This window comes from Aeromonas sp. 600724, assembly GCF_049175135.1.
Taxonomy (GTDB): Bacteria; Pseudomonadota; Gammaproteobacteria; order Enterobacterales; family Aeromonadaceae; genus Aeromonas; species Aeromonas veronii_A.
On the sequence record NZ_JAAKUM010000016.1, the window covers coordinates 99,377 to 118,918 of the forward strand.

General features: G+C 60.0%; 20 protein-coding genes and 1 riboswitch. Of the genes, 7 read left to right on the forward strand and 13 right to left on the reverse strand.

Annotated elements, in window-relative coordinates:
- The first annotated feature begins 80 nt into the window (after nucleotides 1–80).
- Together G5168_RS15660 and G5168_RS15665 are read left to right on the forward strand one after the other, a co-directional pair.
- Entirely contained in the window at nucleotides 81–1,460 is a 1,380-nt protein-coding gene (locus G5168_RS15660; protein ID WP_407956428.1) for an MATE family efflux transporter, read from the forward strand.
- A gap of 122 nt (nucleotides 1,461–1,582) precedes the next feature.
- On the forward strand, nucleotides 1,583–1,831 hold the full coding sequence (locus tag G5168_RS15665) for a YciN family protein (protein WP_005338382.1): 249 nt from the start codon (nucleotides 1,583–1,585) through the stop codon (nucleotides 1,829–1,831).
- 33 nt (nucleotides 1,832–1,864) lie between these two features.
- Here G5168_RS15665 and G5168_RS15670 read toward each other — a convergent pair whose 3' ends face one another.
- Entirely contained in the window at nucleotides 1,865–2,986 is a 1,122-nt protein-coding gene (locus tag G5168_RS15670) for a GGDEF domain-containing protein (protein WP_005349944.1), read from the reverse strand.
- A gap of 246 nt (nucleotides 2,987–3,232) precedes the next feature.
- Here G5168_RS15670 and G5168_RS15675 point away from each other — a divergent pair, with 246 nt between their 5' ends.
- Entirely contained in the window at nucleotides 3,233–4,630 is a 1,398-nt protein-coding gene (locus G5168_RS15675) for a nucleobase:cation symporter-2 family protein (protein ID WP_040066712.1), read from the forward strand.
- A gap of 103 nt (nucleotides 4,631–4,733) precedes the next feature.
- Nucleotides 4,734–5,450, forward strand: coding sequence for a lipoyl protein ligase domain-containing protein (locus tag G5168_RS15680; RefSeq protein ID WP_181269070.1), 717 nt, complete (start codon nucleotides 4,734–4,736; stop codon nucleotides 5,448–5,450).
- Nucleotides 5,451–5,564: 114 nt separating this feature from the next.
- Here G5168_RS15680 and G5168_RS15685 read toward each other — a convergent pair whose 3' ends face one another.
- Nucleotides 5,565–6,941 (reverse strand): alanine/glycine:cation symporter family protein, encoded by a 1,377-nt coding sequence (locus G5168_RS15685; RefSeq protein WP_005338391.1) that lies wholly within the window; start codon nucleotides 6,939–6,941, stop codon nucleotides 5,565–5,567.
- A gap of 107 nt (nucleotides 6,942–7,048) precedes the next feature.
- Nucleotides 7,049–7,164: riboswitch (glycine riboswitch) on the reverse strand.
- 507 nt (nucleotides 7,165–7,671) lie between these two features.
- On the opposite strand from G5168_RS15685, the gene G5168_RS15690 reads away from it, so the two are divergent.
- Entirely contained in the window at nucleotides 7,672–8,838 is a 1,167-nt protein-coding gene (locus G5168_RS15690) for a type III PLP-dependent enzyme (protein ID WP_058059164.1), read from the forward strand.
- Between the two features lie 68 nt (nucleotides 8,839–8,906).
- Here the strand turns inward: G5168_RS15690 and G5168_RS15695 are convergent, their stop codons facing one another.
- A complete protein-coding gene (locus G5168_RS15695; protein WP_421252439.1) occupies nucleotides 8,907–9,875 on the reverse strand; it encodes a calcium/sodium antiporter in 969 nt (322 codons plus the stop codon).
- Nucleotides 9,876–10,000: 125 nt separating this feature from the next.
- Nucleotides 10,001–10,474, reverse strand: coding sequence for a peroxiredoxin (locus G5168_RS15700; RefSeq protein WP_421209557.1), 474 nt, complete (start codon nucleotides 10,472–10,474; stop codon nucleotides 10,001–10,003).
- Nucleotides 10,475–10,600: 126 nt separating this feature from the next.
- On the opposite strand from G5168_RS15700, the gene G5168_RS15705 reads away from it, so the two are divergent.
- The gene (locus G5168_RS15705) at nucleotides 10,601–11,527 is read left to right on the forward strand and encodes a phenylacetate--CoA ligase family protein (RefSeq protein WP_167557840.1); all 927 of its coding nucleotides are present in this window, start codon (nucleotides 10,601–10,603) and stop codon (nucleotides 11,525–11,527) included.
- An 83-nt stretch (nucleotides 11,528–11,610) separates the two neighbouring features.
- On the opposite strand, the gene yfcD is transcribed toward G5168_RS15705, so the two are convergent.
- A complete protein-coding gene (gene yfcD / locus G5168_RS15710; protein WP_047435956.1) occupies nucleotides 11,611–12,093 on the reverse strand; it encodes an NUDIX hydrolase YfcD in 483 nt (160 codons plus the stop codon).
- Nucleotides 12,094–12,296: 203 nt separating this feature from the next.
- Between yfcD and G5168_RS15715 the strand changes: the two genes are divergently transcribed.
- On the forward strand, nucleotides 12,297–12,515 hold the full coding sequence (locus G5168_RS15715) for a DUF1107 family protein (RefSeq protein ID WP_005338403.1): 219 nt from the start codon (nucleotides 12,297–12,299) through the stop codon (nucleotides 12,513–12,515).
- Between the two features lie 52 nt (nucleotides 12,516–12,567).
- Here the strand turns inward: G5168_RS15715 and G5168_RS15720 are convergent, their stop codons facing one another.
- The 8 genes from G5168_RS15720 to phoR all read right to left on the reverse strand — a co-directional run bounded on the left by G5168_RS15720 (nucleotide 12,568) and on the right by phoR (nucleotide 19,541).
- A complete protein-coding gene (locus G5168_RS15720; protein WP_005338404.1) occupies nucleotides 12,568–12,882 on the reverse strand; it encodes a DUF2845 domain-containing protein in 315 nt (104 codons plus the stop codon).
- A 188-nt stretch (nucleotides 12,883–13,070) separates the two neighbouring features.
- Nucleotides 13,071–13,682, reverse strand: coding sequence for an FKBP-type peptidyl-prolyl cis-trans isomerase (locus G5168_RS15725; protein WP_005338405.1), 612 nt, complete (start codon nucleotides 13,680–13,682; stop codon nucleotides 13,071–13,073).
- A gap of 150 nt (nucleotides 13,683–13,832) precedes the next feature.
- The gene (locus G5168_RS15730) at nucleotides 13,833–14,558 is read right to left on the reverse strand and encodes a copper homeostasis protein CutC (RefSeq protein WP_421209561.1); all 726 of its coding nucleotides are present in this window, start codon (nucleotides 14,556–14,558) and stop codon (nucleotides 13,833–13,835) included.
- A 41-nt stretch (nucleotides 14,559–14,599) separates the two neighbouring features.
- A complete protein-coding gene (locus G5168_RS15735) occupies nucleotides 14,600–15,502 on the reverse strand; it encodes an ROK family protein (RefSeq protein ID WP_421252440.1) in 903 nt (300 codons plus the stop codon).
- Nucleotides 15,503–15,610: 108 nt separating this feature from the next.
- A complete protein-coding gene (locus G5168_RS15740; protein ID WP_064337029.1) occupies nucleotides 15,611–16,117 on the reverse strand; it encodes a GNAT family N-acetyltransferase in 507 nt (168 codons plus the stop codon).
- Nucleotides 16,105–16,911, reverse strand: a complete 807-nt coding sequence (locus tag G5168_RS15745; protein WP_216951834.1) for a M48 family metallopeptidase — start codon at nucleotides 16,909–16,911, stop codon at nucleotides 16,105–16,107. The genes G5168_RS15740 and G5168_RS15745 overlap by 13 nt, the downstream gene beginning before the upstream one ends.
- Nucleotides 16,912–17,092: 181 nt before the next feature.
- Complete coding sequence (locus G5168_RS15750) at nucleotides 17,093–18,067, reverse strand: PstS family phosphate ABC transporter substrate-binding protein (RefSeq protein ID WP_216951835.1); 975 nt, start codon at nucleotides 18,065–18,067, stop codon at nucleotides 17,093–17,095.
- 178 nt (nucleotides 18,068–18,245) lie between these two features.
- Nucleotides 18,246–19,541 carry a phosphate regulon sensor histidine kinase PhoR gene (gene phoR, locus G5168_RS15755; RefSeq protein ID WP_266134086.1) on the reverse strand — a complete coding sequence of 432 codons (1,296 nt, stop codon included), beginning with the start codon at nucleotides 19,539–19,541 and terminating at the stop codon, nucleotides 18,246–18,248.
- Between the last annotated feature and the right edge of the window lies 1 nt (nucleotide 19,542).

Consider the following 19,542-nt stretch of genomic DNA (forward strand, 5'->3'; position numbering starts at 1 on the left):
CTACTCACAGTGGTAACTGCTCTACACCCCCTTATCATAACCATGACAACCCTTGCTTTTCTCATACCCGGTTAACAACTATGAATTATTGGCAAGCGATTTTAAAACAAACCACCGATCGCGAGTTCATGACCCGATTGTGGCGACTGGCCCTGCCCGTCTCGCTGCAATCCATGATGTTCTCCCTGCTCGGCCTCATCGATATCATGATGGTGAGCCAGCTTGGTACCACAGCTGTGGCGGCGGTCGGCTTGGGTAACCGGGTCTTCTTCTTCAATCTGCTGGTGATAGCGGGCCTCGCGGGCGGGGTCTCGGTATTGGCAGCACAATACTTCGGGCGCGGGGAGATGGCCGGGGTACGCCGCTCCCTGGCGCTGGCCATAGTGGGCGCCCTGCTGGTCACCCTGCCCTTTGCCTTCATCTATGTGTTATCACCGGGCAGCGTGCTCGGCTTTGCCAGTCAGGATCCGGCGCTGCGGGCACTGGCGGATCAATTCTTGATGATCACCGGCGCCACCATCCTCTGTACCGCCATCGTGGTGCCGCTGGAATCAGCCCTGCGCTCGGTGGGCAATGCCGCCGCGCCGACCCGGATCGGCATTATCGCCATCATCGCCAACGTCATCCTCAACTACGCCCTCATCTTCGGTCACTTCGGCTTCGAGGCAATGGGGGTGGCCGGCTCGGCCTGGGGCACCACCATTTCCCGGCTGCTGCAGACAGCCCTGCTGCTGCTCTACGTAAAGCGTTATGAAGCGCGCCTGATCCCGCGCGCACCAGACTGGCTGGCCGCCTTCAAGCGCAAGGAGGTGGTGCGCTTTACTCTGATCGCCCTACCGCTGCTGTTCCACGACGGCCTATGGGCCTTCGGCATGCTGATTTACGGCTTTCTCTATGCCCATCTTGGCACCGATTCGCTGGCCATCATGACCACACTCGGCACCCTGGAGAGCATCCTTATCTCCCTCTTCTTCGGACTGGCGGTGGCCTGCTCCACCCTGCTCGGCCACCGGCTCGGGGCCGAGGAGTACGAGGTCGCCTGGCAGCACTCCCAGCTGTTCCTGCTGCTGGCACCGATTGGCGCGCTACTGGTGGGGATCATCGTCTGGCTGCTGCAAGCCAACCTGTTGCAGTGGGTCGGCAACCTGCCCCTTGGGCTGATGACGGAGGCGGGTCAGGTGCTCGGCATCATGTGTCTCGGGATGCTGCTCAAGGTGTTCAACATGGTGGGGATCATCGGGGTGCTGCGCTCTGGCGGCGATGTTAACTACAGCATCTTTATCGACATCGTCGGCATGTGGTGCATCGGCATCCCGCTCGCTTGGGTGGCGGTCACTTTGCTCGGCTGGCCCCTCTCCTGGGTGGTGGCGGTGGTCTTGCTGGAGGAGCTTAGCAAGGTGCTGCTGGTACAGCGCCGTATTCGCCAGCGTTGCTGGTTGAAGAATCTGGTGATCGGATAAACAGCCACAAATCGGGGTCATATCAATGACAGAAAAACCCTGTTTACAGTATGCTGGGCGCCTCTTCAATCAGAGGCAGGGATCACGGTTTCCCTGTCCAGTAGTCGTTTAAGGAGACGAGCATGCAACCACAGAAAGAGCTGATCACCGAGACGGCCCTGCTTGAGATGGCCAACAAGATCATTAAAGAGCATGAAGACTTCATCCACGGTATGCGCGCCGATTCGGTGGAGCAGAAGGGGGATATTCTGGTGTTCAAGGGGGAGTATTTCCTGGCCGAAGATGGCACCCCGACCGGCAAGACCATGGCGGTCTTCAACATGTTCAAGCTGCTGGCCCAGCAACTCTCCGGCAAGTACAAGCTGGCCTGATCTCGCCAGCACATTGCCAACAGGATGCCGCCCTCAGGCGGCATCTGTTTTTGCGCGGTTCTGCCCCTCGACCACCACGCAGTTGCGTCCCGCCATCTTGGCCTGATAGAGACACTCGTCGGCACGGTTGATCAGAATATCGATGGTGTCATCGGAACGAGCCATGGCAATCCCGATACTCACCGTCACCTCCAGCAATTCATCCGAAGTGGGACTCTTCACCAGCCGCGCCTCAACGGCAATGCGCAGCCGCTCGGCCATTTTGCTCGCCAGCGCCGGATCGGCACAGTTGTGCATCAGGATAGCAAACTCTTCGCCGCCATAACGCCCCAGCACCATGTCAGGCTCCAGCTGCTCGCCCAGGGTGGTCGCCACCTCCTTGAGCACCGCATCCCCCGCCAGATGGCCGTAGATATCGTTGATCCGCTTGAAGCGATCGAGATCCAGCAGCATCACCGCAAAGGGCTTCTTCTTGAGTTGCAGCCGGATTCTGGCCTGCTCCAGCTGCTTCATCAGCAGGCGGCGGTTCATCATGCCGGTCAGCTCATCAGTGGTCGATTCCCGATATAGCCGCAGCAGCATATTGAGCTGGCCACACTGCACCCAGCAGCTGGCCATGGTAAACATGCCGAGCACCCACACCTGATTCAGAGTGGCCTGACTCCAGATGCTCTGGCCCACCAGCAGCCAGTGGCCCAGCAGCATGGTCACCAGCACCACGCCTGCCAGCTGCAAGCCGAGGGAGAGGGGGATGGGGAAGATGGCAAACAGGGTGATCAGCAGATAGGGAAAGGCCGCATAGCCCGCCTGCAACTCCTGTCCGGCGCCAAAGCTGTTCAGGCAAAAGAGGGAGAAGAGCATCATCACGGCCATCAGGTAGCCAAGGGCCAGCTTCATTCGCTCTCGCTTGAAGTGGATGAGGTACGAGAGCGGAATAAGTGGCGAGAGCGCCAGGGTGCAGAAGATCCTGGCCTGAAACAGCTGCTCGAAATGAACGGCGGGCAAGGTCAACCAATCCACTACGGCCCAGGCGGGCAATCCGAGCATCAGCAAGCAGGTCAGCAGGCGCAAACGCACCGTCATAAACCCCATGCGAGTACGAGTAAAATCTTCGGAGTGAACCCTCGCACTCCAGAACTCTGACAACTTGAGCATCCAGAGTCTCCACGATGAATACTGAGGGCTCATTCTACACCTACAAAGTGGTAAAAATGTCATTAGCGGGGAGAATAAAAAGGAGAGGTCGGTCACACAAACCGACAGATGATAATCGCAGCGCGCAAACGTTTCAACACATCAAAAAATAAACCTTTTTTTGCATAATTAGCGCTGGTCAGCCTCATTTCAATCACTACAATAGCGCCCAATTTTCTCCCCCTCCCCACACTATTCGAGGTACTTATGGAACAGGCTGCTGTCACACGCGCCAATCGAGAGGCCCATCCCCCCAGGCGAGCCCATAGCGAACTGGTCTATGGCATAGAGGATGTCCCGCCTCTGCCCCAGACGCTGTTCGCCGCCCTGCAGCATATGCTCGCCATGTTTGTCGCCATCATTACCCCGCCCCTGATTATCGCCAATGCCCTCGGACTCCCTGCCGCCGACACTCGCTATATCGTCTCCATGTCGCTGGTCATGTCCGGCATCGCCTCCTTCATTCAAACCCGCCGCTTCGGCCCCATCGGTTCCGGCCTGCTCTCGGTACAAGGTACCAGCTTCAACTTCCTCGGCCCCATCATCGCCTCAGGTCTCGCCCTCAAGCAGGCCGCCATGCCCACCGAGGATCTGTTGGGCACATTGTTCGGCACCATGATGGTTGCCGCACTCACTATCGTGGTGATGAGCCGCTTCCTCCATCTGGTGAAACGGATCATCACCCCGCTGGTCACCGGCATAGTGGTGCTGCTGATCGGCCTGACCCTGATCAAAGTGGGCCTGATCAGCATGGGCGGCGGCTATGCAGCCCTCTCTGATGGCAGCTTCGCCAGTCACACCAACCTCTTCCTCTCCCTGCTGGTGCTCGGCCTTATCGTGTTGCTGCAACGCAGTCGCAACCCCTGGTTGCGCCTCTCCGCCATCATGATCGCCATGCTGGCGGGCTATGCCGTGGCCCTGCTGTTGGGCAAAGTGAGCGCCCCCACCTTCGACGGCCCGCTGGTGATGGTGCCCATTCCGCTCCACTACGGTCTCGGCTTTGACTGGCAGTTGTTCGTGCCGCTCGCCATCATCTTCGTGGTGACGGCGCTCGAAGCGATCGGCGACATGACCGCCACCTCGGATATCTCCGGCGAGCCACTGGAAGGGCCTGTCTATATGGAGCGGATCAAAGGCGGTGTGCTGGCTGATGGTGCCAACTCCATGCTGGCGGCAGTTTTCTCCACCTTCCCCATGTCCACCTTCGCCCAGAATAACGGCGTCATTCAGCTGACCGGCGTCGCCAGCCGTCACGTCGGGCTCTTTATCGCCGCCATGCTGGCCCTGCTCGGCCTGTTCCCGGCGGTCGCGAGTCTGGTGCAACAGATCCCCGAGCCCGTGCTGGGGGGCGCCACTATCGTGATGTTCGGCACCATCGCCGCCGCTGGCGTGCGCATCATTGCTCGCGAGGAGCTGGATCGCCGCGCTCTGATGATCCTGGCAGTGTCGCTGGCCATGGGGCTGGGAGTCGCGCAGGTGCCGGAAGTGCTGCAACACCTGCCGGAGCTGGCCAAGAGCGTGCTCTCCTACGGTGTCGCTACCGGTGGCATTACCGCCATCGTGCTCAACCTGTTGCTACCCAAGCGCGAAGCGCGTCACTCCTGAGACATCGTCCACCGATAGCCAACCCAAGCCCCGCACTTGCGGGGCTTTACCTTGCCTGTCGCCACGGGTAGTGTGCTGGGCAGCCTTTTTTGAGGATGCCGCCATGCCCTATCGCCTGCTCTCCCCCCTTCCCGATACCGCTTCACCCGCACAGATACTGGCGCAAGAGCAGCGCTGGCTGCGCGACTGTGCCCATGACGGCCAGCCCCGCGCTCACCTCTGGCAGGCGCCCCAATGCCTGATTGTCACTCGCAAAGATACCCGCCTCCCCCATTACGAAGCCGCCTGCCAGCAACTTGCAGCTGAAGGCTGGCCGGTACATGTGCGCGACAGCGGCGGTACCGCCGTGCCCCACGGGGCGGGGATCCTCAACCTATCCCTGCTGCTGCCCCGCACGACCACAGACCTCGCCCACTACTACCGGCTGCTGGGGACGCCGCTACTGACCCTGCTGGCAGAGTACGGCCTTGAGGGAAGCTATGACTTCGTGCCCGGCTCCTTTTGCGATGGTCAGTACAATCTGGTGATCGGGGGACGCAAGATCACCGGCACTGCCCAGCGCTGGCTGGCGCCGGGGCAGGATCACCAGGGCGCCGTGCTGGCGCAAGCCATGCTGCTGGTGGCGGGTGATGTGGATGAGGGAACCAGGATGGCGAGCCGCTTCTACGAGCTGGCGGGCGGGGAACTGCGTTTTATGGCGGGAACCTCCACCACGCTAGCAAGCTGCATCGATTGGCACGGTAGCGATCAGGCACTGGTAGAGAAAGTGCGAGCACGTCTGGATAGCCTGCTGAGCGAGGGGCTATCTCCCTCATCCTGACCTTATCCCGAAGGGAGAGGGATAGTCCCCATCCTTAGACACAACGCACAAAAAAGCCACGACCGGAGTCGTGGCTTGTTCTTTTCAATGGGAACGTGAAACGGGCCGAGGCGCTCAGGCCGTCTGCGGCTCCGGCTCAGCTTCGCTATCCAGATCCCGGCTAAAGTAGGCGCGGGTCTCGGCGATCACCACATGGCGCAGGCCAATCAGGCCGATGAGGTTGGGCACCGCCATCAGGCCGTTAACGATATCGGCCAGCAGCCAAATCATGTCCAGATGGAGGAAAGCACCGCTCGCCACCAGCGCCAGATAGACCAGACGATAGGGCTTGATCGCCTTCACCCCGAACAGGTACTCGGTGCAGCGCTCGCCGTAGTAGTTCCAGCCAAGGATGGTGGTAAAGGCGAAGAACAGCAGCCCAATGCTCACCAGATACTGGCCGACATGAGCATCGAGCCCCTGGGCAAAGGCCAGACTGGTCATGGCCGCGCCGCTTGCATCGCCGCTCCACACGCCGGTCACCACCAGGGTCAGGCCGGTCATGGTGCAGATGATGATGGTGTCGATGAAGGTACCTGTCATGGAGACCAGCCCCTGCTCCACGCACGAATCGGTCTTGGCCGCCGCCGCCGCGATGGGCGCAGAGCCCAGTCCCGATTCGTTGGAAAAGACCCCGCGCGCCACCCCGGACTGAATGGCCAGCATGATGCTGGCACCGACGAAGCCGCCGGTCGCCGCATGGCCGGTGAAGGCACTCTCGATAACCAGCATGACGGCATCGGGCAAGGCGCTGGCGTTGTTCACCAGCACACCCAGACAGGCGACGATGTAGAAGATGGCCATGAAGGGCACCACCTTGCTCGACACGCTGGAGATGGATTTGATCCCTCCCAGGGTCACCAGCGCCACGATCAGGGTCAGCACCACGGCGGTCGCTTCACGGGGCACCGAGAAGGAGAGGCTCATGGCATCGGAGATGGCATTGACCTGCGGGAAGGTACCGATGCCGAAGAAGGCCACGCCGATACCGAACAGGGCAAACAGCTTGGCCAGCGGCTTGGAGCCGAGCCCCTTCTCCAGATAGTACATGGGGCCGCCAGCCATCTGGCCGTTGGCATCCTGCTCGCGGTATTTGACCGCCAGCAGGCACTCGGCATACTTGGTAGCCATGCCGAACAGTGCCGCCATCCACATCCAGAACAGGGCACCGGGGCCGCCGAGCTTGATGGCGGTAGCCACCCCGACGATGTTACCGGTGCCAATGGTGGCAGAGAGGGCGGTACAGAGGGCGCCGAAGCTGGAGACATCCCCCTGCTTGCCCTGCCCCTGATCGCGGCCAAAGACCAGCCGCAGAGCGAGCGGCAAGCGCACGACCTGAAGCAGACCCAGACGCAGGGTGAGATAGATACCGGTCCCGACCAGCAGGATCAGCAGGGGCGGCCCCCAGATAAAACTATCGATGGCGGTTAACGCCGATTGAATTGATGACATGCATCCTCCTTAAGAAACATAAATTAAGGAGGAGAAGGATGATCTTCCCATAGGTGTCGCGATCGGCCAGAGGCGATCGGATGCGGGCCAAGCCCAGGTACAACCATCCCATCCCCTCTGTCCTTTTGCCTGAGAGTTTCCGGCGCCAGCCTGCCCTTGCGGGTAGTCATGGTGCCTTGCTCCTTCGGCGCCCGATTTAACGGGTCTCTCCAGAGTATCGTCCAGTAGCAGTCCACACCGGTTGCCCGGTACCTGAAAGATTCACTTCTTCGGTGGATGGTTGCCCATCGCTCTCCTGCTACCTTCATCCGAACTAGTTTGGATTAGGAAGTCGGCATGTTAATCCAAAAAATGTGAGCTGTCTCGCACTTGGCCGCCCCCATTTATATTTTTTTAGTGACCACCAGAATCGCAGCAAGAATGTTAAATGTTAGTTAACTATCAACAAGTTAGGCTTTCACGGATCAAATGTGGCCCAAACGGGAAAAATGGCGGATAGAGAACAGTGATCCCTCTCGTTTCGCCAAGAAAATCTTGCCGACATATCCAATCAAAATGCTTGCACACAGAATCAATAAGCCGATAATCCGCCGCATAACCAAGCACTTTGTTATCAATTTATGCACTGTGTTCGGTTGGTCCCACCGGACCGCTCGCCTGACCCGGCCGTCGCCGGTTCAATCGCATATGGCTTGGGCATATCACGCCCCCTAAGGATGACCAAAAGAGAATGAACGAGACCCTGGTTGCAAAAGATGTGGTCGCACAAGATTACCGTCAGCTGGTTGAACAATTCGGCTCCCCCCTGCTGCTGCTCGACAAGGCAGCCGTCCGCAAACAGTATCGGGCCCTGGCCGCCGCCCTGCCCGATGTACGATTGCACTATGCACTCAAACCCCTGCCCCATGAGGCGGTGGTCTCTGTCTTGAAGGAAGAGGGGGCCTGTTTCGATCTGGCCACCAATGGCGAAGTGGATCTGGTGCGCAGTCAGGGGGTTCGCCCGGGACGTTGCATTCATACCCATCCCATCAAGCGCGACAGCGATATCCGTTATGCGCTGGAGTTCGGCTGCACCGTGTTTGTCTACGACAACCCGCTGGAGCTGGAGAAGTTCATTCCCTACAAGGACGAAGTGAAACTGCTGCTGCGGGTCAGCTTCCCGAACCCCGAGACCAAGGTCGATCTCTCCAAGAAGTTCGGCTGCACTCCGGAGCAGGCGCTGCCGCTGCTGCAACTGGCCCACGCCAAGGGGATCAAGGTGATGGGGCTGTCGTTCCACGTCGGCTCGCAAGTGCCTCATGCCCGTCGCCATGTGCAGGCCATCGACGCCTGCCGCGAGATCATGGAGCAAGCCTGGGCGCTCGGGCTCAAGCCCTGGGTGCTGGATATCGGCGGCGGTTTCCCGGTCGATTATGAGGGGGGCGAGTTCGATATCGACGGCTTCTGCGCCCCGATCCGCGAAGCGCTGGCCAAGCTGCCCGCTACAGTGCAGAAGATTGCCGAACCGGGCCGCTTTATCAGTGCGCCGGCCATGACTTCGGTATCCAGCGTGATGGGCAAGGCCCACCGTGGCGACAAGATCTGGTACTACCTGGATGATGGCCTCTACGGCAGCTACAACGGCCAGCTCTATGACCACGTCACCTATCCGGTGAGCACGCCTTATGCCAGTGGCGAGCTGCATAACTCGGTACTCTCAGGCCCCACCTGCGACAGCGTGGACGTGATCCGCGATGGCATCATGCTGCCCGATCTGGCTATCGGCGAACTGGTGGTTGGCAAGGTGATGGGCGCCTATACATGGGCCTCCGCCTCCACCTTCAACTTCTTCCCCAAGGCGAGCATCCTCATTCTGGACAGCAGTCAGAAGGGGCAGAAACTGGTGGCCGTCGCTTAAGACCGACACCCGAATGCAAAGAGGGGAAGCCAGGCTTCCCCTCTTTCGTTTTATCTTGCCAGATCTGGCTAGACGAACTGACTGGTCAGCAGCCAGCCGGTGTAGGCGACGAAGCAGGTGAGCAGCACGCCCCCCTCCAACCGGTTGATACGGCCCTGCCCCTTGCGGCCCAGACACATCACCAGCAGCAGCAGGGTCAACCCCATCATGATGCTCCAGTCGCGGGAGAGCACTTCCGGCGCCACATCCAACGGATGAATACCCGCCGCGATTCCCACCACCGCCAGGGTGTTGAACAGGTTGGAGCCCAGCACGTTGCCAAGGGCCAGATCATGCTCGTTCTTGCGAATGGCGATGAGAGACGAGGCCAGCTCCGGCAGGGAGGTTCCTATCGCGACTATGGTGAGACCAATCACCAGATCGCTGATACCAAGCGCCTGAGCGATGGTCACCGCCCCCCAGACCAACAGGCGGGAAGCACCGATCAGCAGCACCAGCCCGGCCACCAGCCAGAAAACAGCGCTCTTGAGGGACATCCCCTCGCTCTCGATATCCTCGGCGGTCTCGGTATCCAGCGCATCTCCCTTGCCATTCATGCCAGCCCAGATCGACCAGCCCATCAGGGCAACGAAGACGGCCCCCAGAATGACCGCATCCATCCGGCCCAGATGACCATCAATCAGCAGGGCACCTGAGAGCAGGGTAATACCGAGCAGGATGGGGATCTCCTTGCGCACTACCTGAGAGGCCACCGCGATAGGGCTGATCAGTGCCGTCAGCCCCAGGATCAGCGCGATATTGGTGATGTTGGAGCCATAGGCATTACCAAGCGCCAACCCGGGATTGCCCTGGGAGGCCGCCAGCGCCGAGACCACCATCTCAGGGGCCGATGTACCAAAACCGATGATCACCATGCCGATCAGCAGCGGTGGCATCCCCGCATAACGGGCGGTCGCCGCAGCACCATCCACAAACTTGTCAGCACTCCAGACCAGCAGCGCCAGTCCGGCAATCAGGGCAACAACAGCCAGGGTCATAACATCTCCATCCCATCGCCAGTAAGCAACAGAGTCAGGACAAGCTCCTGACCCAATTCAAAAGTGGCGCCAGTGTAACGAGCCAGCCTCCCATTTCAAGGAAAAATCAAACTGCGATTAACATTTCACAGCACAGCCAGCAGACTCGCGGCATCGGAGACCTCAAACTTGCCAGGCGCCTCCACAAACAGCTGCTCGACCACGCCATCGTTGGCGATCAACGCAAAGCGCTGGGAGCGGATACCTCCAAAGGCGCCGGTATCCTTGGCCAGACCCAGCGCCCGGGTCCAGCTGCCGTCGCCATCCGCCAGCATGGTGATCGCCTCGGCATTCTGGGCCGTCTGCCAGGCCCGCATCACGAAAGCATCGTTGACCGACAGACAGCAGATGGCATCCACCCCTTTGGCCATAAACTGATCGGCCAGCACCACATAACCGGGCAGGTGGGCATTGGAGCAGGTGGGAGTAAAAGCACCGGGTACCGCAAACAGCACTACTTTTTTACCGGCGAACAGCGTCTGGCTATCCCGCAGCTGCTTGCCTTCGGCGGTGATAAAGGTAAATTCGCCCGAAGGCAGAGTCTGACCCATCGCAATCATTGTGCTCGTCCTTAAGTGGAGGGAGGAGGCCCCAGTCTACCCCACTGCCGAGCTGTGACACAGACCTCCCTTTGCTTGGATCATTTGAACTAACCTTGAGCAGGATCAGCCGACCAAGGAGGCCTCATGCAGCACTATTACGATGGACTGGAAATTCGCCCCCCCGCCTTGCGCGAACAACAGCAGCTGGAGCAGCTCAATCATCAGCTTACCCATGTCAGTCAATATTGCGCCGGTTACTCCAGCGTCTATCGCCAGTGCCGCCTCGAGGATCTGGCAGAGCTGGCCACCCTGCCACTGCTCGACAGCAAAGAGCTGTTTGCCGCCCAGCAGGCTCACCCTCCGTTCGCCGGACTCACCGGCCGCCCCGCCAGTCAGGCGTTGCGGGTCTTCTCCTGTCCGGGCCAGCTGGCCATCCCCGAGTATGCGGGAGCAGACTGGTGGGGGGCCGCTCGAGCACTGTTTGCCGCCGGCTTCAAGCCAGGTGAGGTAATACTCAATGGCCACGACTATCATGCCGGCCCCACCGCCTTTATTTTCGATAACGGCGCCCGCCAGCTGGGCGCCCCCGTGGTGCCCTGCGGGCCCCACGATACCCAGCGCCAGCTGGAGGCGCTGCTGCGCTATCAACCCACCGGCTACGTCGGTCCGCTGGTGACCCTGCTCGATCTGCTGGAAGCGGCCGAAGCGGCCGACATCCCGACCGACTCGCTGCGCCGCGCACTGCTGTGTGAAGCCACTCACCCGGAAACCACGCCGCTGCGCGCCATTCACGGCATTGCAGCCCTCAACTGTCTGGTGTGGCAGGATGTGGGGGTGGTGGCTTACGAGAGCCGACCAGGAGAGGGATTTATTGTGAGCGAGAGTTGCATCATCGAGATCATCGATCCCGCCAGCGGCGAGCCGGTGAGCGGCGACGAGACCGGCCAGCTGGTGCTGACTAGGCTTGACCTGGAGTATCCATTGCTGCGCCTCGTCACCGACTGGCAGGGGCACTGGCTCACGACGCCAAGCCCGTGCGGTCGCTCCAACCGGCGCCTAAAACTGGTGTAGCAGGCCAAGTAAATTCACAAATGCAGACGGGCAGCCATCAGGCTGCCCGTCTTCTCTCTGGCGAAGAAAATGTGCGGCGCTTGTCAGCGTCTCGCCTGCCAAGTGGCGATGGCGAGCAGGGAGTCGGGGGTAAATTCGCTGGCACGCTCCGCGATCTCGGCCAGGCTCATCCAGTGCACCGCGCTCACCTCTTCGGCCTGCAACTGCAGCGGCCCCTGATAACGGCAACTGAAGAGGCCACCCCAGACCCGGTAGCCCTCCCCTTCCGCATAAAAGCTGCCAAAGCCCTGCAGAGGAACATCCATAATCCCCAGCTCTTCGGCCAGCTCGCGGCGGGCGGAGCGCTCCATCTCCTCACCGGTGGTGACCACGCCACCGGCGCAGGCATCCAGCATGCCGGGGCAGAAATCTTTGCTGAGGGTGCGTCGCTGCACCAGGATCCGATCCGCGTCGTCGAGCACCAGAATATAGCTGGCGCGATGGCAGAGATTCTCCCGCCGCACCTTGGCTCGCTCGGCCACGCCAATCACCCGGTTATCCTCGTCCACCACATCAACCCATTCCACGCACAGGCCCTTTTATTTGTTCCATTCAAGCCCGCAGTATATCGGTGCGGTGGTTTGTCATGGCACAACTTTTTCGATGATGCCGTCAATTTGCCGAGCTCACTGGCAAAATAAGGATTCATGCAAATCTTTATAAACCGTCATATCAGTGTCATCGACCGACACCATAGTGTGCCCTGTCCAGGCAATCAGGGAACCGTGTGATGAAGGTATTCAAGCAGTTATCCCCACGGCAGATCGCTCGCTACATCAAGAGCTTTCATCGAGGCTATTTTGCCATCGAGTCGCTGGGGACATTTGAATTCAACGCGGGTAGGATCAGCCTCCATGGCCTGACCTGCCGCCAGCGGCTAAGACTGGCTCGCCAGATCAATCTGGCGGTCAGACAACTTGGTCACCGCGACCCCTTGCCGGACATGTGAGTCAAAGGGTCTTGCCCTACTGTCTGTTGTGCATCCATGCTTTGCCCGCCGGCTACTGGCCGCGCGGGCCGTTTTCGATATCGGTAATGATGCCGTTGCGCACCGTCACAAAGCGCATGAACTCGTTCTTGCCGAAGTTGTAGGTCCAGCGTTCACCATATTTGACCTGCACCATGTTGCCAAACTGGTTCTCCTCGTTGCGGTTGAGCTCTTCACGCAACATCGGCTCACCGCACTTGAGCAGCATCTCGGCGGTGGTGTCTCCCTCGGTGATCAGGGCGTTCTTGCAGCGCATGGCATCAGCACTGGCCGGAATGCTCAGCAGCAACAGAGCAAGCCCCGCTACTTTCTTCATCTTCTTGCTCATCGGGTTCTCCTTATCCTCTCTAATGAGTCGCAGTATGCCTGTTCCCGTTTCTGAAAAAACCAGTAAAAAGCGCAAAAGTGCCGCCCTTTTCTGCTCTCCAGCCCGCTGGTCGCGACAAATGCTGTCTATCACATAGCCCAAAAACAAACGGCGACCCGAGGGTCGCCGTTTGCATCAAGCCAGCAGGATCACAGGATGTCCAGCAGCTCGACTTCAAATACCAGTGCAGAGTAAGGCGGGATGGAGCCCGCGCCACGGGCACCGTAGGCCAGATCGTGGGGGATGTAGAGCTTCCATTTGGAACCAACCGGCATCAGCTGCAGCGCTTCAACCCAGCCAGCGATCACGCCGGTCACCGGGAATTCAGCCGGCTGGCCGCGAGCGACGGAGCTGTCGAATACGCCACCGTGGGTGAAGGTACCGTGGTAGTGCACACGCACGGACTGACCGGCTACCGGAACGGCACCGTTGCCTTCTACCAGCACTTCGTACTGCAGACCGGAGTCGGTCACCTTCACTTCAGCGCGCTTGGCGTTATCAGCCAGGAAGGCTTCGCCGTCAGCAGCGGCGGCCTTGGCGGCGGCTTCCTGCTCTTCTTGCATACGCGCAGTGATGACCTGGAAGGCATCATTGATATCGTCACGGCTGACCGCGAACTCCAGACCATTCAGGGCATCTGCCAGACCTTGTTGCAGGGCCGGGATATCCAGACCGGCGAAAGCTTGCTGCGCCAGCTGATCACCCATGTTGCGGCCGATGCCATAGCTGGCCTTCTGTTCGATAGAGTCGTATTGGGACATTGAGATGTTGCTCCAGATCCATGTAGTAAAGAGGCGGGATAATATCAGACTTTTGGCCTGGGTGCTGCCGGGGGCGCCCCTGATTTCCCCGTCAGTGGGAGGAACTTCACACAAGATGCGGATGAACGCCGCCCAACGGCGGCGATCTGCTTAACCGCGATCCAGCAAGGCTCTGACCGCAGCCACCTTGGCGCCATCGGTGATATTGACCCGACCATCATCCGAAGTGCCCATATTCACTCCGTGCGGCACCATGCCACCGCGCCAGCCCATGCCGGACATATGCACTTCGCTCACCCCGGTGAACTCGATGATGGTACGCACGTTGTCGGCATTGACCCCGGCGCCCGGCATCAGGCTGGCACGTCCCGCCAGCGCCTGCTGCATCTCCTGCAGGGTCTCGAGCCCAGCCAGCGCGGTTGCGGCGTGGCCCGAGCTCAGAATACGCTCGCAGCCGGCCGCGACTATGGTCTCCAGATCCAGACGCCAGTCGGAGGAGAGGTCGATGGCGCGATGGAAGGTGACCCCCAACGATCCTGCTGCATCCACCAGCTGTTTGAGCTTGGCGGCAGGCACCCGCCCCTCCTCATCCAGCAGACCGACCACCACCCCTTGCAGCCCCGCAGCGCTTGCCGCCGCGATATCTTGCAGCATCATCTCGAACTCACCGTCGTTAAAGCAAAAATCCCCGGCGCGCGGGCGGATCATGGCATAAACCGGCACGGTGGCATGGCGGGCCGCCTGCTGCATAAAACCGTAGGAGGGGGTCAGACCACCGAGACCCAGCGCAGAGCAGAGCTCGATGCGATCCGCCCCGGATTGCTGGGCGGTGAAGAGGGATTCCAGGTTGTCGATACAGATTTCAAGACGGGTCATGAGGACTCCTTTTTCGGGGAGATCAGACCCCACATCTGATCTCATAGATTGAGCAAGGCTGCGCCGCGCACACCACCGGCACCACCGAAGCGGGCCTGGCGGATCTCGGGCAGGGCGACCCCGGGCAGCAAGTGACCGGGCAGACGCAGCGGCAGCTGTTCATAGAGGGCGGGCAGGCCGCTCAGGCCGCCCCCCAACACCACCGCCTCGGGATCAATCACCGAAATGGCGGTGGCAAGCCCGGCGGCCACGATCTCCAGCCAGCAGTCGACCGTCTCGACCGCATGGGGTTCATGGGCCTCGAAGCGTCCCACAATCTGGTGACCCGTGGCGCGCTGGCCATGGAAATGGTGATAGAGACGCTCCAGACCGGTGCCGGAGGCATAGGTTTCAAAACAGACCAAACGGCCGCAGCCGCAACGGGGACGGGGCAACTCGGGGTACTTCATCAGCATGGTCGCGGGCAAGGGGTAGTGACCAATCTCGCCAGCCAGCCAGTTGCGCCCCTGAATAAGCTTGCCCGCCAGATAAACGGCGCCGCCGATGCCGGTGCCGATGGTGACACCAAGCGCACTGCCTGCGCCGTCGGCGGCACCCTGATGCACTTCGGACCAGAGGAAGCAGTTGGCGTCGTTATCCACCTTGACCGGCCGCTCCAGCAGCTCGGCCAGATCGGCGCCCAGATGGCGACCATTGATGGAGGGCAGATTGGCCGCCACTATGCTGTGATCCTGGCTGTTGATGACACCGGGGAAACCGATACCGACCGAGCCCCGAGCGCCGAAGCGGGCATCTGCCTGCTCGACCCGGGAGCGGATCAGCTGCTGCAACCCCTCGTAATCGTTGCCCGGGGTACTCATGCGCTCCTCGTGGCAGAGGTTCAATGCACCGTCATAGACCGCGAAGGCGATCTTGGTGCCACCGATATCAAAGCCGTAATACATGCCAGCACTCCCTTGTCAGCCCGTGTTTATCCAACTCTGTTTCAAGGGGGACATTGTATTAATTCGCAAAAAAAATAAAGTGACCGGGGACGAAAAACGGGAGAGTGATCAGAGCAAACGGCTCATTTGTCGCTGCAGGCAGGGCTGCCCGAGGCTTATCAGGGTGCGCTCTGCGCCATCAAAGACGAAGCCGCGGCGCAGGTAGAACCCCTCGCCGATGTGGTTGCCATCGAGCAGCCACAATTTGACGCTATGACAACCGGCGCGGCGCATCTGCATAGCCACCGCCTGCCACAACCGTTTGCCATAGCCTTGTCGCCAGTGGTCGGGATGGAGGTAAAAAGCGCGGATCAGGGCATGGCTCTGCCCCGCTTCCTGCTGTGGTTGCCAATAGAGCAGGCCAATCACTACCTCATCGAGACAAAGCAGCATGGGCCTTGGGCCCGGCTCGGCCAGACGGCTCTGCCAAATCTGTAGATGAGCGGTAACGTCCAGCTGCTCCAGCAGGTCAGCACCGAGCACCTGGCCATAGGCAGCGAGCCAGCTGGCTCGCTGCATCACCGTCATGGCGGCGGCATCATCGCTGCGCGCCATGCGCAGGCTTATGCCTTGCATTGGGGCACCAGACCATTGGCGCGGGCCTGCTCATAGAGCGGCAGCACTTGCGCCTGTTGCGCCTGCAACTCGGCGATCCGGTTCTCGTTGCTCGGGTGGGTTGAGAGCAGTTGCGGCGGGGTGTTACCACCGGCGGCGGCACTCATGTTCTGCCACAGGGGGATCGCCTCGGCCGGATTGAACCCGGCCCGCGCCATCAGCTCAAGCCCGAGCCGATCCGCTTCGCTCTCCTGAGTGCGGCCATAGGGGAGCATCACCCCCACTTCAACCCCGAGACCAAGGGCGGCCATAGTGGCGCCGCGATACTCGCTGGTGCCCATGGCAATGTCCGCAGCCGCCAGACCGATCCCCGCCAACTGGCTGCGTGAGAGTCGCTCGTTGGAGTGCTGGGCCAGCACGTGAGTCAACTCGTGACCGATGACGGTCGCCAGCTGATCCTGATTCTTGGCCACCTTGAGCAGGCCGCTGTAGACCCCGATCTTGCCGCCGGGCAGGGCGAAGGCGTTGACCTGCTTGGAGTCAAACACCACCACTTCCCAATTGGTGATGCCATAGCTGGCCGGCACCTGGGCGGTCACCGCCTTGGCGACACAGGAGACATAGGCGTTGAGTTTGGCATCCTTGCTCACCTTCTCCTGCTTTTTCATATGCTCGAAGGAGTCGGCACCAAGCTGGTTCATCTGCTGGGGGGAGTAGAGCAGCATCTGGCTGCGGCCAGTCGGCGACTGGGCGCAGGCGACCAGCAGGGAACTACAGAGGGCTACCAGGCCAAACTTGGAGAGGGACGCAATCATGAAGGGATCCTTTGCCATAACGTTGCCCTATTCTCGGAAATGCAGCCCTGCTACGCAAGGGAACCTGCCCCCGGCTGGCGGAAAAACATCCATCCAGCGCTATTAACAGAACTGACAGTCACCAAAAACAAAACGAGCCCGATTGGGGCTCGTTTTATCAGTAGATGCTGGCAGCAAGCGGTTACATGATGCCCAGCTTTTTCAGATCCGCCTGCACCACCTTGGCCGGTACCGGTACGTAGCCATCTTTGGCAACGATGTTCTGGCCCGCCTTGGAGAGCATCATCTTGACGAACTCCTGCTCCATCGGAGAGAGCGGCTTGTTCGGATGCTTGTTCACGTAAACGTACAGGAAGCGTGACAGCGGATATTTGCCGGTGATGGCATTATCGGCAGTAGCATCGACAAAGGTCTTGCCATCCTTGGAGAGCGGAATGGCACGAACGCCGGAGGTAACGTAACCAATACCGGAGTAACCGATACTGTTGAGGGAAGCGGAAACAGACTGCACCACGGAGGCGGAACCCGGCTGCTCGTTCACACCGCTCTTGAAGTCACCATTACAGAGCGCGTGCTCCTTGAAGTAACCGTAGGTGCCGGATACCGAGTTGCGACCGAACAGTTGCAGATCCTTGCCGGACCAGCTGCCATCCAGACCCAGATCAGACCACTTGGTAGCCGCCTTGGCTTCGCCGCACTTGAGTGTGCTGGAGAAAACGGCATCAACCTGCTGCATGGTCAGCCCCTTGATGGGGTTGTCCTTGTTGACGAATACCGCCAGGGCATCGACGGCAACGCGGATAGCGGTCGGCTTGTAGCCATAACGCTTCTCGAACGCTTCGATTTCACCGGCCTTCATGGCGCGGCTCATGGGACCAAACTGGGCAACCCCTTCGGTCAGGGCGGTCGGTGCGGTAGAAGAGCCGGCAGCCTGGATCTGGACATTGACGTTGGGGTAGACACGCTTAAATTCTTCTGCCCACAGGGTCATCATGTTGGCCAGAGTATCAGAGCCGACAGAGGACAGGTTGCCTGAGATACCGCTGGTCGGAGTGTAATCCGGCAGATCCTTGTCGACACCATAGGCCAGGGTGCTGGCAGAAAACAGGGTTGCTGCGGTAAATCCGATTACACCAGCCAGTTTGTTGAGTTTCATCCAATCTCTCCAAAGTTACAGAAGGTCCGTTCTTAAGACGGCGCCAGTATCTGACCTGGCAGTGACAAATTTATGGATTAAATGTGACACTTTAATGACATGACAACAAAGTTGCACAAATGCAGAGAGGGCCCGCATTGTGGCCCTCTCGAATTTACTAACCCATTGTCATAAAAGGCTATTTTAACACCACCATACGAGCCGGTATCATGAAGCTGAAGCGACTGCCAAGGCCGACACGACTTTCAATCTCGAGCTGACAGTCATGATGACTGAGGGCATGCTTGACGATGGCAAGGCCGAGTCCGGAGCCACCGGTGTGGCGGGAGCGGGCCTTGTCGACCCGATAGAACCGTTCGGTCAGCCGCGCCAGATGCTCGGGGGCAATCCCCTCCCCCTCATCCCTCACGGCAAACAGCGCCATTGCCCCCTGCTTGCGCCACTCCACGCTGATCTTGCGCCCTGCCGGTGTGTAGTGGATGGCGTTGTAGACCAGATTGGAGACGGCGCTGCGCAGCTGCTCCTTATCCCCGCGCACAAACAGGTCTGGCTGCACCATGAATTCGATCTGGTGGGCCCGTTCGCCCGAGAGCGCCCGCGCCTCCTGCTCCAGCAGTCCGAGCATGGCAGGTATGTCCACCAGATGGGAGAGATCAACGGTCGGTGCCGCCTCGATGCGCGACAGGGTGAGCAGCTGGTTGACCAAATTGTCCATCCGGATGGTCTGCTCCATCATCACCCGGTGCGCCTTGGCCCACATGGCAGGCGGGGGCGGATCTTCAGTCATCTCCAGATAGCCCTTGAGCACGGTGAGCGGAGTGCGCAGCTCGTGGGAGACATTGGAGACAAAGTGCTTGCGGGTCTTCTCCAGACTGCGCAGGCGGGTGACATCGCGTACCACCAGCATCGCCTGATCGGAGGCGTAGGGCATAATGCGAAACTCGAGAAACTTCTCTTCGTTGATCGGAGAAGTCATCTCCAGTGGTTCATCATAGCTCCCCTTCCCCAGATAGGCGGCAAAGGCAGGATGGCGGATCAGGTTGCCAATGTGCTGACCTGCATCTTCCGGCCAGCGGAAACCGAGCAGTTGCTCTGCCAGCCGGTTGCACCAGAGGATGCTGCCATCTTCGCGAAACACCACGGCCGCATCGGGCAGCGCCTCGGCCCCCTCCCGAAAGCGGCGGATCAGCCCCGCCAGCTCGCGCCGCCGAGCCCGGTGACGCTGTTGCAATTTGTAGATCCCGTTGAAAATGTGCTCCCAGCTGCCACTGCCGTTAGGTGGTACCAGGCTGCGGTCGTGCCACAGCCAATCAGACAGCCGCTTCTGAAAACGGTAATGCCAGCCCAGATGCAACACTGCCGCCACCAACAGGCAGAGGGCAAGATGATCAATCAACCAGCCAACCAATGCGAAGGGGGCGTAGAAAAACGCCATTCGCCACAACTGTCGCCGCCAGGCGTAAGGTTGCAACATA

Coding starts and splice junctions, on each gene's coding strand:
- G5168_RS15660 (WP_407956428.1), top strand. CDS start 81: ATGAATTATTGGCAAGCGATTTTAAAACAAACCACCGATCGCGAGTTC.
- G5168_RS15665 (WP_005338382.1), top strand. CDS start 1,583: ATGCAACCACAGAAAGAGCTGATCACCGAGACGGCCCTGCTTGAGATG.
- G5168_RS15670 (WP_005349944.1), bottom strand. CDS start 2,986: ATGCTCAAGTTGTCAGAGTTCTGGAGTGCGAGGGTTCACTCCGAAGAT.
- G5168_RS15675 (WP_040066712.1), top strand. CDS start 3,233: ATGGAACAGGCTGCTGTCACACGCGCCAATCGAGAGGCCCATCCCCCC.
- G5168_RS15680 (WP_181269070.1), top strand. CDS start 4,734: ATGCCCTATCGCCTGCTCTCCCCCCTTCCCGATACCGCTTCACCCGCA.
- G5168_RS15685 (WP_005338391.1), bottom strand. CDS start 6,941: ATGTCATCAATTCAATCGGCGTTAACCGCCATCGATAGTTTTATCTGG.
- G5168_RS15690 (WP_058059164.1), top strand. CDS start 7,672: ATGAACGAGACCCTGGTTGCAAAAGATGTGGTCGCACAAGATTACCGT.
- G5168_RS15695 (WP_421252439.1), bottom strand. CDS start 9,875: ATGACCCTGGCTGTTGTTGCCCTGATTGCCGGACTGGCGCTGCTGGTC.
- G5168_RS15700 (WP_421209557.1), bottom strand. CDS start 10,474: ATGATTGCGATGGGTCAGACTCTGCCTTCGGGCGAATTTACCTTTATC.
- G5168_RS15705 (WP_167557840.1), top strand. CDS start 10,601: ATGCAGCACTATTACGATGGACTGGAAATTCGCCCCCCCGCCTTGCGC.
- G5168_RS15715 (WP_005338403.1), top strand. CDS start 12,297: ATGAAGGTATTCAAGCAGTTATCCCCACGGCAGATCGCTCGCTACATC.
- G5168_RS15720 (WP_005338404.1), bottom strand. CDS start 12,882: ATGAGCAAGAAGATGAAGAAAGTAGCGGGGCTTGCTCTGTTGCTGCTG.
- G5168_RS15725 (WP_005338405.1), bottom strand. CDS start 13,682: ATGTCCCAATACGACTCTATCGAACAGAAGGCCAGCTATGGCATCGGC.
- G5168_RS15730 (WP_421209561.1), bottom strand. CDS start 14,558: ATGACCCGTCTTGAAATCTGTATCGACAACCTGGAATCCCTCTTCACC.
- G5168_RS15735 (WP_421252440.1), bottom strand. CDS start 15,502: ATGTATTACGGCTTTGATATCGGTGGCACCAAGATCGCCTTCGCGGTC.
- G5168_RS15740 (WP_064337029.1), bottom strand. CDS start 16,117: ATGCAAGGCATAAGCCTGCGCATGGCGCGCAGCGATGATGCCGCCGCC.
- G5168_RS15745 (WP_216951834.1), bottom strand. CDS start 16,911: ATGATTGCGTCCCTCTCCAAGTTTGGCCTGGTAGCCCTCTGTAGTTCC.
- G5168_RS15750 (WP_216951835.1), bottom strand. CDS start 18,067: ATGAAACTCAACAAACTGGCTGGTGTAATCGGATTTACCGCAGCAACC.
- phoR (WP_266134086.1), bottom strand. CDS start 19,541: ATGTTGCAACCTTACGCCTGGCGGCGACAGTTGTGGCGAATGGCGTTT.